General features: G+C 67.8%; 15 protein-coding genes and 1 tRNA gene. 7 read left to right on the plus strand and 9 right to left on the minus strand.

What is annotated here, in order from left to right; genetic code table 11:
- The first annotated feature begins 7 nt into the window (after positions 1-7).
- Positions 8-1,813 carry a sialidase family protein gene (locus FHW84_RS09180; protein ID WP_167254620.1) on the plus strand — a complete coding sequence of 602 codons (1,806 nt, stop codon included), beginning with the start codon at positions 8-10 and terminating at the stop codon, positions 1,811-1,813.
- A gap of 25 nt (positions 1,814-1,838) precedes the next feature.
- On the plus strand, positions 1,839-2,330 hold the full coding sequence (locus FHW84_RS09185) for a hypothetical protein (protein WP_167254622.1): 492 nt from the start codon (positions 1,839-1,841) through the stop codon (positions 2,328-2,330).
- Between the two features lie 52 nt (positions 2,331-2,382).
- On the opposite strand, the gene FHW84_RS09190 is transcribed toward FHW84_RS09185, so the two are convergent.
- From FHW84_RS09190 to FHW84_RS09205, 4 genes are all read right to left on the minus strand, one after another.
- Positions 2,383-2,739 carry a CopG family antitoxin gene (locus FHW84_RS09190; RefSeq protein WP_167254624.1) on the minus strand — a complete coding sequence of 119 codons (357 nt, stop codon included), beginning with the start codon at positions 2,737-2,739 and terminating at the stop codon, positions 2,383-2,385.
- 4 nt (positions 2,740-2,743) lie between these two features.
- Positions 2,744-3,058 (minus strand): DUF4258 domain-containing protein, encoded by a 315-nt coding sequence (locus FHW84_RS09195; protein WP_167254626.1) that lies wholly within the window; start codon positions 3,056-3,058, stop codon positions 2,744-2,746.
- A 248-nt stretch (positions 3,059-3,306) separates the two neighbouring features.
- Entirely contained in the window at positions 3,307-4,518 is a 1,212-nt protein-coding gene (locus tag FHW84_RS09200; RefSeq protein WP_208399708.1) for an integrase arm-type DNA-binding domain-containing protein, read from the minus strand.
- 176 nt (positions 4,519-4,694) lie between these two features.
- A tRNA-Thr gene (locus FHW84_RS09205) sits at positions 4,695-4,770 on the minus strand.
- Positions 4,771-5,037: 267 nt separating this feature from the next.
- Between FHW84_RS09205 and FHW84_RS09210 the strand changes: the two genes are divergently transcribed.
- From FHW84_RS09210 to FHW84_RS09220, 3 genes are all read left to right on the plus strand, one after another.
- Complete coding sequence (locus FHW84_RS09210) at positions 5,038-6,003, plus strand: histidine kinase dimerization/phospho-acceptor domain-containing protein (RefSeq protein ID WP_167254628.1); 966 nt, start codon at positions 5,038-5,040, stop codon at positions 6,001-6,003.
- A 118-nt stretch (positions 6,004-6,121) separates the two neighbouring features.
- On the plus strand, positions 6,122-6,760 hold the full coding sequence (locus FHW84_RS09215; RefSeq protein WP_167254629.1) for a response regulator transcription factor: 639 nt from the start codon (positions 6,122-6,124) through the stop codon (positions 6,758-6,760).
- A gap of 60 nt (positions 6,761-6,820) precedes the next feature.
- On the plus strand, positions 6,821-7,450 hold the full coding sequence (locus tag FHW84_RS09220) for a response regulator transcription factor (RefSeq protein ID WP_167254631.1): 630 nt from the start codon (positions 6,821-6,823) through the stop codon (positions 7,448-7,450).
- A 4-nt stretch (positions 7,451-7,454) separates the two neighbouring features.
- Here FHW84_RS09220 and FHW84_RS09225 read toward each other — a convergent pair whose 3' ends face one another.
- From FHW84_RS09225 to FHW84_RS09235, 3 genes are all read right to left on the minus strand, one after another.
- Positions 7,455-8,606, minus strand: a complete 1,152-nt coding sequence (locus FHW84_RS09225) for a CHASE2 domain-containing protein (protein WP_243868012.1) — start codon at positions 8,604-8,606, stop codon at positions 7,455-7,457.
- A 51-nt stretch (positions 8,607-8,657) separates the two neighbouring features.
- A complete protein-coding gene (locus FHW84_RS09230; RefSeq protein WP_167254633.1) occupies positions 8,658-10,349 on the minus strand; it encodes a FecR domain-containing protein in 1,692 nt (563 codons plus the stop codon).
- A gap of 132 nt (positions 10,350-10,481) precedes the next feature.
- Positions 10,482-13,055, minus strand: coding sequence for an ATP-binding protein (locus FHW84_RS09235; RefSeq protein ID WP_167254635.1), 2,574 nt, complete (start codon positions 13,053-13,055; stop codon positions 10,482-10,484).
- A gap of 226 nt (positions 13,056-13,281) precedes the next feature.
- Here FHW84_RS09235 and FHW84_RS09240 point away from each other — a divergent pair, with 226 nt between their 5' ends.
- Positions 13,282-13,902: a response regulator transcription factor gene (locus FHW84_RS09240; protein WP_167254637.1), complete on the plus strand. Its 621-nt coding sequence runs from the start codon at positions 13,282-13,284 to the stop codon at positions 13,900-13,902.
- Between the two features lie 477 nt (positions 13,903-14,379).
- Complete coding sequence (locus FHW84_RS09245; protein WP_167254639.1) at positions 14,380-14,724, plus strand: hypothetical protein; 345 nt, start codon at positions 14,380-14,382, stop codon at positions 14,722-14,724.
- Positions 14,725-14,731: 7 nt separating this feature from the next.
- Here the strand turns inward: FHW84_RS09245 and FHW84_RS09250 are convergent, their stop codons facing one another.
- Together FHW84_RS09250 and FHW84_RS09255 are read right to left on the minus strand one after the other, a co-directional pair.
- Positions 14,732-14,932, minus strand: coding sequence for a hypothetical protein (locus tag FHW84_RS09250; protein WP_167254641.1), 201 nt, complete (start codon positions 14,930-14,932; stop codon positions 14,732-14,734).
- A gap of 77 nt (positions 14,933-15,009) precedes the next feature.
- Entirely contained in the window at positions 15,010-15,261 is a 252-nt protein-coding gene (locus FHW84_RS09255) for a GlsB/YeaQ/YmgE family stress response membrane protein (protein WP_167254643.1), read from the minus strand.
- Positions 15,262-15,902: the final 641 nt, after the last annotated feature.

Genomic DNA, 15,902 nt, shown 5'->3' on the forward strand with positions numbered 1-15,902 from the left:
GAATCGCATGTCCAATCTCACTCCGTCGGCCACTTTCGACAACGTCGTCCAGCTTGAGACGACGACCGTTGCGCTGGGTGGTACCGGTGCGCCTATGAACGCGCAGGCTCAGGCGCTGCTCAACCGCACGCAGTATCTGTTCGTCCAGATCTCGAATCTGGCTCCGGTGGCGTCGACCGGCGATTACAACAGCCTGATCAACCGGCCGGCGCTCGGCTCGGCGGCGTTCCAGAACTCGGCAGCATTCGCGACTGCGGCGCAGGGCGCCAAGGCTGACGGCGCCGCGCAGGTGAGCAGCCTGGCGACGGTGGCGTTCAGCGGCTCCTACAATGACCTGCTGAACAAGCCGCCCTTCATCTCCGACGCTCCGTCGGACGGCAACGTCTATGGTCGCCGGAATGGGGGCTGGGTGGTCGTATCGGGCGCTGGTGCTGGTACGGTGACCTCGGTTGCCATCAGCGCGCCGGCGCAGTTCAACGTGACGGGCTCGCCGATCACCAACGCCGGCACCATCACCCTGGCCTGGGTCAATCAGTCGGCCAATCGTGTGTTCGCCGGTCCGGCATCGGGTAGTGCGGGCGCTCCGTCGTTTCGCGCGCTGGTGGCCGCCGATCTGCCGGTCTTCGGACCCTCCGGCTCTTCCCATGCGGCAGGCGCTGTGCCAGACCCCGGAGCGACCGCTGGCACTACGCGTTTCCTGCGTGAGGATGGCACCTGGGCTGTTGCCGCGGCCGCCGCGCCGATGTCTCTTCCACTGACGACTGTGGCTTCCGGATCCGGTGCCACGCTGCAGTACAAGTCCGAGCCCAACCTGGTCTACATGGCCAACGGCAACCTGCTCTGCGTCTACCGCAAGGGCTCGGCGCATCAGAACAATGGCGGCCTGATCGTCGGCAAGATCAGTACCGACAATGGAGCGACCTGGGGAGCCGAGTTCACCATCTACAACCAGGGCACATACGACACGCGGAACCCTGGTGTGGGCGTCGATGCCACGAGCGGGCGGATCGTCGTCTTCGGCCGCGTCTACAATGTGACGTCCAATGCCAACGTCGACGTCTTCTTCGTGTCCAGTACGGACAACGGCGCAACCTGGTCGTCTCCAACGTCTCTGGTGAGCACGCTGCCGGCCAGCGTCGACTGGTGCCCGTTCGGCCGGCCACAGGTCACCTCGCTGGGCTGGTTGATGACCTTCTACCAGGCCAACAAGTGTTACCTGCTCAAGAGCACGGATGGCGGTGTGACCTGGACGGCGCAGGGTTACATCTACAACTTGAGCCAGTCGGCGGTGTTCAATGAGCCGAACCTGATCGCGCTGGACAGCAGTCGCGTGATCCTCATCCTTCGCGACGATGGCGCCACGCCGGACTATGCTCGATTCCGCTACTACAAGTCGGCCGATGGTGGCGCTACTTGGGCATACTTCGGCGGCCAGCTCTATACCAGCGACTCGATCAGCCTGGCGTGCCCCTGCTACGCCGTGAAGATCAGCGCCAAGAAGGTCGGCGTGGTCTTCGCGGCCCGTACGTCGACGAATCGAGTCTGCTACTCGGTCGTGGACCTTGACGCCTTCTTCCAGATTCCCTATGTCGGCTGGGACGGTGTCACCTCGCAGAGCCCGCCGCGGAATATCCTCGCGTGCGCCAAGAAGTCGTTCGACACGACGGTCACGTCGGTGACGGATTCGGAGTTCGGCTATGCCTTCCCGGTCCTCATCCCGAACACCGAGAATGTCCTGGTGGCATGGTATGACACCGGCGACGGCACGAACCTGAACTGCTCGATCTACATCACCAGCGCTCCCAGTCGGTGAGACCGCCCCGGCGTAGCCTGGGGCCATGGATGAAGCCCGCGCCACCCTGATCGCCGTCGTGTCCAGCCTTTCCAGGCTGCTGCTGCGCCTCCATAAGCTGGCCAACTCTGCGCGCCGATCGCCTGGCGGCCACGTCACCGCGGCCGCCGCCGCGCACTGGACCGTCTCCGACCTATCGCCGCCATCATCGTGGCTTGACGCTGCAGCTCCGAATACGGCGATCAGCGGTGTAATCGGCTCCGTCATGCTTGCCCAGGCGCACCTCCTGGCCATGATCGAGGCCCCTGGCGAGATCGACCGCGCGCTGGCCATCCGGGTCGTTGAACACGTCTGCCACGGCGCCTACTGGAGCTCTCGCGTCGAGGCGCTAGCAGCGCGCCTTGGAGTCGACCTGCCTGGATCGCCCAGCCAGTTCCACCATGGGGCCAGCCTGCACCAGGTTCCGCTGCCGCGGCGCGGCCAGCCGCCGGACGATCCGGTCCAGGTCGCCAATCGGCGTGCGCACCGGCCTCAATAGCGCATAAAAAAAGCCCGCCGGAGCGGGCTTCGTAATTCTGTGGGCGGGTTATTCAGGCGCTTTTGCGCAGGTCGCCAGCGAGCGGCTCATTGTTGTCCATCTCGGCGGCCTTCTTTTTGGCTTCGCGGGAGCGCTCTTCCAGGATCGTCGAGATTTCGCCCACCGCCCAGCGCTGCAGCAGGTCACGGATCATCGGCTGATAACCGATGCCGCGATACTTGGCGATCTCCTTGAGCACATTGATCAGGTCCGCCGGCATCCGCATCGAGATCAATTGCATGTTCAGGCCGGTCGCTTTTTCGATCGCCTGCGTCTCGCTTTCGTCGACGCGCACGGCACTGCTGGCATCCAGGCCAAGCGTGCCGTTCTCCCAGTTCTCCGCAGTTCCCGGGATCTTCTTGCTGCTCATTGTCTTACTCCTCGTTGGGCCAGCAGCTCGGCAGTCCGGCTTGCTGGCGGTACGTGTCCAAATGCTTGTCGCTGGTGGGTTCAAAGGCCGTCTTGATATCGACGTCATCGCCGCGACGGATGAAGCACACTTTCAGCATTCGGTTTCGGTTCGTGGGCGCCATGAACCAGAAGGTAGGGGGATCCGTCTGGTGGTCTTCATTGGGATCAAGGAAGTAGATCGCTTCGCCGTTCGCGAAGCATTCCATGACTTCTTTCTGCGTTACGTCATGGTCGTCTTGCAACTTCGTGATCACATGCGAAGAAAAGTTAAAGCCCATGTCCGCTGCCTCCTTGCTAGACGACTACTGTATATACATCCTGTTTCGGCATCAATACCAAAAGCTTTAAATGTATATACGCTATTCCTGGGGCCTATTTGACACCAGGACGGCTCCAGTTCAATAGGTCTTTTGGGCCATAAAGTGCGGCATGGTGACGCAGTTCAAGTACCTCGACCATTTCTGAACGGAATCAGCCGGCCGGCTGACGACCCCATCCATGGGACGCCGCAGCGCGGCGCTAGCCGCTAAGCCGCCCGGATCGCCACGACCTTGCCGCCGGCGCGCAGCTGGTCGAGCAGGTCCGCCCAGGCCTGCATCATCCGCCGCCGGTCCGGCAGGTACTCCGCGTAGTTGTAGGCGCCCCGGATCTTGTCGCGCTCGGCATGCGCGAGCTGGCGTTCGATCCAGTCCCGATTCCACCCTTCCTCGTTGAGCAGGGTGCTGGCCATGCTGCGGAAGCCATGGGCGGTCATGACGGTGTTGCTGTAGCCGAGCGTGCGCAGCGCAGCATTGATCGCGGTCTCCGACATCGGCCGGCCGGCGCCGCGGGCGCTCGGGAACAGGTACCGGCCGTCGCCGGTGAGCGGCCGCAGCTCCTCGATGACGGCCTGCGCCTGGCGCGACAGCGGCACGATGTGCGGGGTGCGCATCTTCATCTTGGGCGCCGGGATGCGCCACTCCGTACCATCGGCGTTGATCTCCGCCCATTCCCAGTGCCGCAGTTCTCCTGGCCGGACGAAGGTCAGCGCGGAGAGACGCAGCGCGCACAGCACCACGAAGGTGCCCCCATGCCCCTCGATCGCGCGGAGCAGGCCGCCCACCTTGGCGCGGTCGGTCACGCTGGCGTGGTGGCGCACGCGCACCGTCTTCAGCACGCCGCGCAGGTCCGCGGTGGGATCGCGGTCGCACCGGCCGGTCGGAATGGCGTAGCGGAAGATCTGGCCGCACCGCTGCTTCAGCCGCTGGGCGGTCTCAATCTTGTCCTGCGCCTCGGGCCGCTGGATCAGGGCCAGCATGTCGGCCGTGGTGATGGCGCGCAGCGGGCGGTGCCCGATCCACGGGTAGGCCCAGGTCTTGAGCATGGCCACGGACTTCTCCATTGTCGCCTCGCTCCAGTGCCCCTGCTTGGCCAGCCATTCCTGCGCCACAGCCTCGAAGCGGTTGTCCTTCTCCGCCGCCTCCCGCGCCTTGGCCAGCTTCCGGTGCGTCGACGGGTCTGCCCCGGCGCTGAGCAGGTCGCGCTGCCGGTCTCGCTCCCGCCGCGCTTCCTGCAGCGACATGGCCGGGTACTCGCCCAGGCCGATCATGTTCGCCTTCGCGCCGGCGCGGTACCGGTAGCGCCAGAGCTTCGCCCCGGTAGGGCGAACCTCCATGCAGAGGCCGCCGGCATCGGCGACGCGATAGACCTTGGGACGAGGCTTGAGGGAGCGCAGGCGCGCGTCGGTGAGGAGGGCCATGTGTGAGTACGGCAGGGTGCGGAAGCCGCGGTGGCCGCACTGTACTCACAATCGTACTCACCGGTTGAGACGGCTGGGTCAGGCACAAGGCGGATGGGTCAGGCACAAAAAACCCCGCAGTGATGCGGGGTTTCGGGCCTTCGGCGGCACCTTGCGGTGGCCTGCGGCGGTACTGATGGTGCCGGAAATAGGAATCGAACCTACGACCTACGCATTACGAATGCGCCGCTCTACCAACTGAGCTATTCCGGCAGCGAGCCGCGAATTCTACGTAACGGCCGATGGGGGCGCAAGCGGCGAGGGTGGCGGCTGTTTTGCCGGGCGATTCATGGGCTTGCGTTCTGCGCCTGATTTTTCGGACTACTCCCAATGCCTTAAGCACCGCCGTCCGTTCCAGAATGCCTGCAGCCGATTCAGGCCACATGTAGGCGCAGCGGTAGTGGGGAGTCCGATACGGACGACCACAAGGGGGCATGCGGGCAAGCGTCTGATCCGCGGTGATCCACGCGGCTTTGCGGGATGGAAGCGTCCCCGGCAGCAGGAGGAAGTCTGGCAATGCGTCTCACAAGTACCGAGATATGGGCGGGAGTCGCCAGGGACTGGTTAGGACGATTCGGCGAGCAAGTGTCGGATCAGGCGCGGGCGTCGATTCAGACGCCGGAGCACTGGTTTCTCCACGCCGCCGTGGGCGTGGTGCTGCTCGGCGCGGTCGCGGCGGCATGGCTGCTGCTCCGCCGCCGCCTGGCGCCGGCGCGCAGCGGCAGCGCAACGCCTGCGGCACCGGTGGACCAGGCCATGCTCGCGACGATCAGCCACGATGTGCGCACGCCGCTCACCGGCATCATCGGTACGCTCGAACTGCTCGGCTATTCCGAGCTCACGCCGCGCCAGCGCTCGCTGGTCGAAGGCGCCGAACACGCTTCGCGAACCTTGCAGCAACGCATCGAGAGCCTGCTTGCGCTGGTCTGGCTGGGCGCCGGTGCCGCACCGCGCGGCGGCTGTTCCTTCATGAATGACGCGCGCCACGGACCGTCCTCGGCAGAGGCGGACCTGTCCGGGCGGCCGGAACCCGATGCGTCGACCCGCGAAGACGCGCAGCGGGTCGTGCGGCGCCTGCTCGACGTGTTCGGCGAGGATGCGGCGGCCATGGACGATTACCTGCGGCTGATGTGCAACGAGGAGCAGCGCCTGCTGCTGCATCTCGACGGGCGCGATCTGCAGCGGTTGCGCGAAGTGGCGCATTACCTGTGCGGCATGGGTTCGTTCTTCGGCGCGCAGCGGCTGTCCGTGCTGGCCGGCGCCGTCGAGCCTGGCCGGGACGCGGAAGAGGTGCTCGGGCACGCCAAGGCCCTGCACGATTATCTGGCTGGCTTTATCGATGCGCTGCGTGCAAGCAGCGAGGAAGCTTCCGCAGCTGCAAATAATACGAATGCGATTTCGGATACATCGCATGGAAATGCATCGGGTGCCGCATTAGAACATTGAACGCTGCGCGCAGGACTTCCCAGCGCGAGTTTTCCGGGACATAGCATCAGCGGACCCGCCGTGGCAAGTCCCGGCATGTCCGCCATCCAGGCGCTACGAAGCCAAGGAGATTTCTTAAGTGAACACCACGAACGACGCGAACATCCGGATCATTCTGGCCGACGATCACCCGATCATTCGCAAAGGCGTCATGGCCGTGCTCGGCGGCAGCGACATATCCGTCGTCGGCGAGGCGTCCTGTCCGGTGGAATTGCTGTCCCTGCTCAGCCGGGTCGAATGCGATGCCGTGGTCACCGACTACATCATGCCCAGCGACAGCTCGCCGGACGGCATCCGCCTGATCGAACGGCTGCGCGAGCTGCGGCCGGAGCTGCCCATCGTGGTGCTGACCATGCTGCGCAACGTCGCCTTGCTGCAGGCCCTGCTGACGGCGGGCGTGAAGGCGATCGTGGACAAATCCACCGCCATGGCCGAGATCCATACCGCGGTGCGGCTTGCGGCCACGGGCCACGTCTTCGTCAGCGCCACGTTCGAAGGCCGGCTGTCGCGCTTCGGCGCGCACTCGATCAACCGCCTGACCGATCGCGAGGGCGAAATCATCCGCCTGCTGGTCGCCGGCATGAGCGTCACCGAGATCGCGCGCAAGCTGGACCGCAGCGTCAAGACGGTGAGCAAGCAGAAGACCGACGCGATGAAGAAGCTGGGCCTGCGCTCGGACATGGAGATCTACGCCTACGCCACCGAAGTGGGCTACTGAGTCCGCCGCGGCGCCATGCGCGGCACGAGCCATGGCGATTCATCACAGGGAGGCCGCGGCATGTTCACCGCCGTCATCGTCGACGATCACCCCATGATCAATGGGGCGATCCGCAACATGCTGGAGCGGACCGGGGAGTTCAAGGTGCTGGCCGAATGCACCAGCGGCCAGCTGGCGCTCTCCGTCGCCATGGAGCTGCAGCCGGACCTGCTGGTCATCGACCTGGACATTCCCCAGCCGGACGGCATCGAAGTGATCTGCCGCCTGCGCGAGGGCGGCGGGCCGATGGCGATCCTGATGATTTCCGCCAGCGAGGAAACCGTCAGCGGCGTGCGCGCGTTCCGCGCCGGCGCCGACGGCTTCGTGCACAAGTGCGCGCCGATGGAGGACGTGGTCGCCGCGGCGCAGCTGATCGTGCGCGGCAAGATCTATTTCAGCCGCGGCATCATGGATGCGGCGTCCAGCCTGGCGGCGAAGGGCACGCGCAGCCCGCTGCACGAGCTGGGGCGGCGCGAGTTCGAGGTGTTCCGCTGCCTGGCGCTGGGCATGGCCAATATCGACATCGCACGGCACATGTCGATCAGCAACAAGACCGTCAGCGCGCACAAGCGCAACCTGATGGACAAGCTGGGGCTGGCGAACATCCGCGAGGTGATCGAGCTGGCGCGCCAGCACCGGATCATCGAATGAAAGCTCAGGCGCGCCGCCGCGCACCCTGCAGCAGCCGCAGCACGCCGGCGCAGGCCAGGATCACCACCGCGCAGCCGGTCGGCGGCCACCAGCAGCGCGCTTCGCGCAGCAGGCCCGCGCTGACGAGGAAGCACGCAGCGAGGGCTATCAGCGCGACTATCCACACCGAGCGCAGGCCGGGCAGTCCGTACAGCAGGAACGGAAACGCCAGCAGCGCCGCGCCGATCGCCAGCTGCCCGCTGAAATTCAGCGGCGCCAGCGTGCTGCCGTCGTGCATCGATTCCAGCAGGTTGGCCTGGTATTCCACGCCGGGCATGCGCTCGCTGCCGCCGGAAGCGGAGGTGTCGAGCAGGTCGCCCAGGCCCGCGGCGGTGGCGCCGACCAGCACCCAGCGGTCCTTGAGCAGGGCAGGCGGCACGCGGCCTTCGAGCACGTCCACATAGGACACCTGGTCGAAGCTGCCGGCGGGGCCGGCGAAATGCAGCATGACGTAGTCGTCGCGCAGCCATTGATAAGGCGAGGCGCTGTCCAGCGTCGAACGATGCAGGCTCGGCGGCTGGCCTTGCGCCGCGGAGGCCTGGCCGAAGTCGCGCACCGCGAGCGCCAGCGCGGGCCAGTAGGGACTGCCCAGCCCGGCGTGCAGATACGCACCGCGCACCACGCCGTCCTCGTCCTTTGCCGCGTCCACGTGGCCGAACGCCGCCGCGGCGCTGGCGATCTGCGGCGGCGGCAGCATTTCTTCGAGCGTGCCGCCGAGATCCGCCGCTTCCGGAAACACCGGCATCACCACGCGGCCGTTGCGCCGCATGGCCTGCGCCAGCGCCTGGTCGTTTTCCGGATGGCGCAGGTCCGGCTCGGCCATGGTGATGTCCATGCCCACCGCGCGCACGCCGGCTTCGCTCAGGCGGTCGAGCAGGCGGGCGTGGGTGGCGCGCGGCCACGGCCAGTTGCCGAGTGCGGACAGGCTCTTCGGATCGATCGCGACGATCGCCACCGCGTCGCCGGGGCCGTAGCTCCAGTGGCGCATGTGCAGGTCGTAGAACGCGTTGTCCAGGCGCATGGGCAGGCCGCTGGCCAGCACCAGGGTGAGCGCCGCCACGCCGATCATCCAGCCCAGCGCGCGCGCCAGCAGCGCCATCGGATGGAAGCGCTTCATGCGCGGACGCGCCGCCGCTGCAGCTTGGCGACGGCGCGTTCGCTCATCGCGTCACAGCGCCAGCCACAGCAGCGCCGCGCCGCCGCCGGCGATGGCCCAGCGGCAGGAGACGCAGCTGATGCGCGTCTTCTGCGCGGGACTCCACGGGCCGGCGTAGCCGTCGATGTCGATGGTCTGCACGCGCACGTACCACTTGCCGGACTTGAGCTTCTTCAGGTCCAGCTCCGGCTTGTCGACCGTGGCGTCCACCTCGGGCTTGGCGAACTGCGGATCGCGCGCCAGCTGCACGTGGTAGTGCTGGCCGGGCGTGCCGCCGGGCCAGCTCAGCACCAGGTCGCCGTTGGAGCGTTTCGGCTCGCCCGGCACCGGCACCGGCGGTTCTTCCACCAGGTCGAACGGCAGCGCATGCGTATACGGACCGACCTTGCCGTTGCTGTCGCGGCTGGCCACGCGCCAGTAGTAGCGGCCCAGCGGCAACGCCTGCGGCGCGCGCGTGCCGTCGCCGCGGGCGTTGTCCTGTTCGGCCAGCACCTGGCCGAAAGCGGCGTCGGCGGAAAGCTGCCACCGGTAGGAAACGGCCTGCACGCTCTCGGTCCAGCGGAACTCCGGGCGCTTGTCGCGCACCTTGCTGTCCGGCTGCGGCGACACGATCAGCGGTGGCTGCGGCGTGCCGTCGATGGTGACGTTCGGGCAGACGCCGTCCAGTCCTTCCAGCGCACCCGCGCCGATGCCGCGCACGCGCACGGCGTAGCTGCCGTCCGGCAGGTCGGGCAGGGTGGCGGTGCTGGTGCTGACCACGCGGTCCAGCAGCAGCGCTTCGAACTTGTCGTTCGGCGCCAGCTGCAGCCGGTAATGCTCGGCGCCGGCCAGGGCCGGCCAATGCAGTTCGACCGGGAACTGATTGACCGGGCCGCTCGGGCAGGCGATCGCCGGCGCCGGCAGCAGCTCCTGCGGCTGGCCCGGCGCGGCGCCGTCGGCGGTGGCCACGCCGCGGCCGGACTTCACCAGCACGTGGCGCTTCTCGCCGCCCACGTCCACCTTGCCGCCCACCACTTCGGTGCGTGCGGCGCCGTCACCGGCGACCACGCGGAAGTGCGTGCCGCGCACGCTGGAAATGGTGCCCGGCGTGGACACGCTGAAACGCGCCGCGCTGCCGGTCAGCGGATGCACGTCGCTGTTGACGCGCCCGCGCTGCAGGCGCAGCCGCGTGTCGACCATGCCGGTATCGCCATAGGCGCTGAGCCGGTCCAGCGCCAGCTCGCTGTTGGCCTGCACCAGCACGCGCGAGCCGTCGGCGAATTCCAAGGTGAGGCTGGTGTCGTTGCCGGTGCTCAGGCTGGCGCCGTAGCCGAAGCTCATGCCGGCCTTCACCGGCACCGGCGCGGCGCTGTCGGGCAGCTTGGCCGTGGCCTCGCCGATCACCGCCACCACCTTGGCCTTGGCCGGCTCCAGGCGCAGCCAGGCGACCGGGATATGGAGGGTCATGCCCGGCGGCAGATGCAGGGGATCGGCGACGTGGTTGTAGTCCTGCAGCTTCTGCCACGGGACATCGGACTTCAGATAACGGGCGGCCAGGTCCCAGATGTTGTCCTTGGGACGTACGCGGTACGTCCAGTCGGACGACGGCGCGGCCTGCGCGACGGTGGCCGCAGCCAGCGCGATGGCGAAAACGATGCGTTGAACGATCGGGGCGGTGCACGTACGGCGCTCGAGCCTGGGCCGCCCCCAAACCCTGTATGTCATGGGAAAACCTCTTTCCTGTTGCGCCCCCTGACGCTCACCGCGCGGTCCCTCCGGGTCGATGGATCGTCCAATCCATCCAACGCCCGTGCGGATTCAGACAAATCCTATTGTCGCGGACGCCCGGAAAAATAGCTAACCAAGCCCCTGCTCGGCGGTCAGCCGGTTCAGCTTGGTGAGCAGCGCCTCCACCTCGGCCGCGTAGCCGGGCAGGCGGGGCAGGGTTTCCGGGGCCGCCGCGCCGTGCAGCGCTTCGAGCAATTGCCGGCCCCGGTTCAGCAGCGGACCGTCGTCGAACAGCTGCAGCGCGCCCAGCAGCCGGTGCAGGCTGAGCGCGGCGGCGGCCGGGTCGGCGTGCTCGACACTGCGGCGCAATTCGCCCAGGTCGTCGTGGCTGGCGCTGGTGAAGGCGCGCAGCATGTCCGAATACAGCGCGGGGCCGTCTTCGGCTTCGGCCATGCCGGCCAGCGGCGTGGCGCGGCCGGGGAGGCCGGCACCGGCGCCCGCCACGGCAGCGTTCTCCGGCAGCCAGCGTTGCAACGCCAGGCTCAGCGGCAGCAGTTGCAGCGGCTTGGCCAGCACGTCGTCCATGCCGGCCTCGCGCACGCGCACCGCTTCGCCGGCCAGGGCGTTGGCGGTCATGGCGATGATCGGCAGGCGCCGCGCGGCGCCGCTCTGCGCCTCGTGCCGGCGCCATGCCGTGGCGAGTTCGTAGCCGCTGAGGCCCGGCATGTTGCAATCGGTGAGCAGCAGCGCGTAATCGTGGCCGGACAGCGCGTCGAACGCGTCCGCGCCGTTGTCGACCACCTCGCAGGCCAGACCCAGCAGGGCGAGCTGGCGCTGGATCAGCTGCTGGCTGACCGGATGGTCTTCCGCGACCAGGATGCCGCCGCGATGGGTGGACAGGCCGGCGAAGGAGGCCGGCGCCGGTGCGGCCGCTTCCGGTGTGGCGGGCAGTTCCGCATAGGCCTCGTCGCGCAGCTCCAGCGCCCCCAGGCACGCACGCAGCAGCGCCTGCCAGCGCAGCGGATTGGCGCTGAGCCACCAGCGTTCGTCGCGCTGCTCGGTGCCGCCGGAGGGCAGCGCCTCCCCGGTCACCGCCACCACGTGCGAGCTGATGCGCGTCTCGCTGTCGCGGTCGGCCGGCTCGACGAACAGCAGGCTCGCCGCCATGCCTTCGCGCAGCGGCTGCTCCGGCGGCGCCAGCTCCACCGTCAGGCCCAGCGACTTCAGGTGTTCGCCCACCGCCGCGGCGATGTCCGGTGTGGCCAGCCGCACCACCGCATGGCGGCCGCGCAGCGAGGCCGGTGCGGCCGCTTCGCGTTTTTCGACCGGCAGCCACACGTCGAAAGCGACGGTGGTGCCGGCGCCCGGCGTGCTGTCCAGTTCCACCGTGCCGTCCATCAGCGTGGCCAGGTGCCGGCAGATCGCCAGGCCCAGGCCGGTGCCGCCGTAGCGCCGGCTGGTGGAGGCTTCGGCCTGGGTGAAGGGATTGAACAAATGGGCCTGCTTGTCCTTCGCAATGCCGATGCCGGTGTCGCTCACGCTGATGCGCAGCTGCTGCCGCGCGCCATCGTCGCCCAGCACCACCAGCCGCACCGCCACGCTGCCGCGCTCGGTGAACTTGGTGGCATTGCTCAGCAGGTTCAGCAGGATCTGCCGCAGGCGCACGCTGTCGCCGCGCAGCGTGCCGGCGACGGTGGCATCCACCGCCAACCGGATCGCCAACCCTTTGGTTTGCGCGCGCGCCGCCATCACGCTCACCACATTGTCGGCCAGCACGCGCGGATCGAAGGCGCTGTCGTCCAGGCGCAGGTCGCCGGCTTCGAGCTTGGAGAAATCCAGGATGTCGTTGAGCACCTGCAGCAGCACGCCGGCGGAGTCCTCCACCGCGCGCAGCAGTTCGCGCTGCTCGGCATTGATCGGCGTGCGGCCGAGCAGTTCGAGCATGCCGATCACGCCGTTCATCGGCGTGCGGATCTCGTGGCTCATGGTGGCGAGGAAATCGGCCTTGGCCTTGGAAGCGCGCTCGGCCACGTCGCGGGCGATGCGCAGCGCTTCGTTGCGCGCATTCAACTCGGTGGTGTCGATGAAATAGCCGGCCAGGCTGAGCCGGCCTTCCGGCAGCGCGCGCGGCGCGAGCATGGCGTGGATCCAGCGCAGGCCTTCGGCGCCGAACGCGCGGAAGTCGAGCGAGCGCGGCGCCAGGTCGTCGCCGAGCGGCGAGATCAGGGCGAGGAAGGCGTCGGCGTCGTCCGGATGCACGCGTTCTTTCAGCGGCCGCTCCTGCAGCACGTCGCCGTCGCGCAGCAGCTCGCGCGTGTCCAGGCCGAACAGGGCCTGCACGTCGCCGGCGGAAAACGTCACGTGGCGCGTGCCATCCGCATCGCGCTGCAGGGTGAACACCACCACCGGGATGTGCTGCACCACTTCGCGCAGGCCCCGGTCGGCACTGCGCGCGGCGCGCTCGGCGGCGAGTTCGTCTTCGCTCTGCCGCAAGCGCTCGTTCTGTCCGTGCAGCCGCCAGGCCAGCGCCATGGCAGCCACCGCCACCAGGATCAGCAGGCCCGCCAGCATCAGGGTGGCGCCGGTGACCGGCACCGCCTGGTTATCCACCAGGGAGTTGTCGATCCAGGCGGAGGCCAGCGCGGCGGCGGCCGGCCGGGAGAACGCAAGCCTGGGGCAAGGACGGCGTAGCGTGGTTGGCATGGCGTTCCTGGACGTCACGGTTCCGATCGGGTGCGCGGCAAGCGCGCCGGCGACCGGCGGCCTGCTGTGGTTGGCGATGCTCCCCGTGGCGCAGGCGGCCGGTGTCCATGTCCCGCTGCGCGTTCATGCTACTGTTGCCGCCGTTCCGGTACAAACCGGACGGACCGGCCGGGGGGACCCCGCCGGGGCAGTTGGCAAGGGGGTTACCCAGGCAAGGCAGGGCACGTTGCGGGTCATCATTTCCGACGATCATCCCGTCGTACTGATGGGATTGAAGGCAGCCCTGCAGGGCTACGGCGAGCGCTTCCGCATCGTGGGCGAGGCGCGTAGCGGTAAGGAGCTGTTCGCGCTGCTCGAACGCGAGCCCTGCGACCTGCTCATCACCGACTTCGCCATGCCCGGCGACAACCCCGACGAAGACGGCCTGGCCATGCTCGCCCGCGTGCGCGAACACTGGCCGCAGCTGCCCATCCTCGTGCTCACCATGCTCAGCAACCCGGCCCTGGTGCAGGGCATGCTCGCCGCCGGCGTGCGCGGCGTGGTGGACAAGATGGCGATGACCCGCGAGCTGATGCTGGCCATCGACATGATCAAGGCCGGCCGCGTGTACCTGAGCGAACGCACCCGCCGGCAGATCGAGGGCGGCGACGAAACCAGCGCGCTGTCGCCGCGCGAGGCCGAGGTGGTGCGCTTCCTCGCCCAGGGCGTCACGGTTTCCGAGATCGCCCGCCGCACCGGCCGCAGCGTCAAGACCATCAGCCAGCAGAAGCGCGACGCCATGCGCAAGCTCGGCCTGGACGGCGACAAGCAGCTGTTCGACTACGCGCGGTCCAACGGGCTGTTGTAGCCCTTCCCTCAACCGGATTCCTTCCCGGCCGGCCCCGCTGGCCGGCCGCTTCGCGTGCCTGAATGCGGGGTTCAGCCGCTTATCACGCCATTTCGGTCAATTGCGTGACTTAAAGCACATTCTGTGCGCACTAGGACTTTTCTGATTCAAAGCGTGCTACCCGTCACCAAAATGTGCCATGCCAAGTGCGACGGGGCACGTCCGCTCTTTCGGGGCTCAGCGCCCACCCCGTGCCGCACCCGGTTTCCCGCATACCAAGGATGCGTATGTGTCGGCGAGCTAACGCTGGCGGTACCCAGGCACTAGCCCCCTGGCGCCTGGGTGCCGGGATCCTCATTCCATGCGGGATCCACATGCAACGGATGGCATCGGCAGTCGGAGCAACGGTCATTCGGGAAAGACGATGAGCAGGAATCGCAACGGGTCATGCACGCAGGTCGCCGCCACGGCAGGGCTGTACGCCAAAGCGGGACGGGCATGAACGCTGCCATGGCCTGGCCGATCCGGCGCCGCTCGCTGCTCGATGTGCTCCGCCTGGTCGGGGATGCGCGCACGCGGCCTTATCACAGCCCGCGCGACATGCAGCTGTGGCGCGAACTGGCCGAGCTGGTCGCGCATACCAGGCAGGACGAACCGGCGTCGCTCGCGCGCATCCGCCAGCCCTTGCTCCGCCGCATCCTGGAAGCCGAATGGGGCGCGCCCGCCCTGCACGACGAAATCGCCCTGGCCATGCTGCGTACCGAAGAGAGCCTGCTGGCGGTCGATCCGGACATGTGCGACGTGCTGCGCCGCGCGGTGGCGACGCTCAAGCGCCTTTATTGAGTGCCGCTCAGCAGCGGTCGATCGCGATGGTGTGGCCGCAGCTCACCAGTTCGATGCGCGCGTCGTCGTCGCTGCGTTCGCGCGCGAGCATGCGCGCCAGCTTGATCGCCGGACCCAGGCGCAGGCCGCCGGAAACCGGCAGGTCGCCGGTCCACAGGGTCCAGCGTCCGTTCTGGTCTTCCTGGATGCGGTAAACGATGGTCTGCATGATGTCGCCCCCCGGCTGGCGCGCGCGGCGGCATGCCACCGTCGCGCGCGCTGCCTTGCTGTGGAACGGCGCCGTGCTCAGGCGCGCTTGAACAGGCGCACCACGAACAGCAGCACGATCGCGCCGAGCGTGGCGGTGACGATCGAAGCGATCAGTCCGCCGCCGAGGCTGATGCCGAGCAGGCCCGACAGCCAGCCGCCGATAAAGGCGCCCACGATGCCCACCACGATGTCGACCAGCAGGCCGAAGCCGCCGCCCTTCATCACCACACCGGCCAGCCAGCCGGCGACCGCCCCGATGACCAGCCACGCCAGGATGCCGTGCGTCATGTCATGCCCTCCGTTCGTTGATGGAACGGCCGTGCGGGAGTGCCCCCGTGTCCCGGCCGCATGGCCCGCCGCGTGCTGCGGTTGGGTCGGGCGGCAGTCTAGGAAGCGCGCTGCGGCGGCTCTTTCAGATAAGTCCTACTTGCACGCAACGAAGCCGTTTTCGTGCGGCAGCTGTTCAGGCTGATCCGAGCGCCGTTGGCGTTGTTCTTGCTGCCACGTTTTCTTTCGGCCACCTGATCGATTGACGACCTTTTCACGGCACGTGGCGGCAAACTCCGCCGCGCGCGCATTTCGTGATATGGCGCGCAGTTTTTACGGAAAGGAACATCGCCGCCGCTCCTCCCGGCAGAGGAGCGGACGACCGGCAGGGGATCGAAGCTCGCGTGCGGAGCCGCGCGAATTCTTCGACGCAAGTGGACCGACCGCTTCACGCAAGCGGCGGACCGGCTCGCGGCAGGGCGGGGGCGTGGAACGACCTCCAGGGGGTACGCGAGCTGGCAACGGTGCGGTGCCTATCGGTAAGGAGGCTGTCATGCAGGTGCTTCGTTCCAGCTATCGCCGCGGCTCATTCCATCGCGATGGGCCTCCCCCGGCGTCGCCACCAGGGCCGCATCCCGCGTAAACCGCGCGGAAGGGGATTC

Origin of the sequence: Dyella sp. SG562, assembly GCF_011759495.1 — a bacterium.
GTDB classification, from domain to species: Bacteria; Pseudomonadota; Gammaproteobacteria; order Xanthomonadales; family Rhodanobacteraceae; genus Dyella_D; species Dyella_D marensis.